Source organism: Streptomyces sp. 13-12-16, from assembly GCF_002114215.1.
GTDB lineage: Bacteria > Actinomycetota > Actinomycetes > Streptomycetales > Streptomycetaceae > Streptomyces.
Genome location: NZ_NCTE01001420.1, coordinates 14,364 through 14,994, shown reverse-complemented (window position 1 = coordinate 14,994; position 631 = coordinate 14,364). Strand labels below are relative to the sequence as shown.

Here is a 631-nt window from a genome sequence, read left to right as displayed (position 1 = left end):
CCGCGCGCAGCGGGACGCGGCGTCGGCGGCCGACGCCGTGCCGGCCGCCGACGCGGACGCGGTCCGTTTTGAGGTGGGCGACGCGGCGGCGTTGCGCGCGTTGTACGCGTGTGTACGCGACGAGGGCGGCCAGGCCGCGCTGGACGTGCTCGCGGAACGGGAGCTGGAGGACAGCGCCGCGTCCGGCGCGTACGTGACTCCCCCGCCGCTCGCGGACCTGCTCGCCGGCCTGATTCCCGGCTCCCCGGCCCGCGTCCTGGACCCGGCCTGCGGCAGCGGCACCCTGCTGGCGGCGGCAGCCCGCCGAGGGACGCGCGAGCTGTACGGCCAGGACACGCTTCCCGTGCAGGCCCGGCGCAGCGCCGTGAGCCTGATGCTGACGGCTCCGGGGGCCACGGTCACCGTGCGCGCCGCCGACAGTCTCCGCGCGGACGCCTTCCCCGACCTGGTCGCCGACGCGGTGCTGTGCAATCCGCCGTACGGCGTCCGGGACTGGGGGCACGACGAGCTGGCGTACGACCCCCGTTGGGCGTACGGAGTCCCGGCCCGCGCCGAGTCGGAGCTGGCGTGGGTGCAGCACGCGCTGGCCCATCTGGCACCCGGCGGCCACGCGGTGCTGCTCCTGCCTCCG

At 77.3% G+C, this 631-nt stretch carries 1 protein-coding gene; it reads left to right on the top strand.

Annotated elements, in window-relative coordinates:
* Nucleotides 1-631 (top strand): class I SAM-dependent DNA methyltransferase (locus tag B7767_RS41950; RefSeq protein WP_179167549.1); only part of this gene is annotated, 631 nt, incomplete at both ends.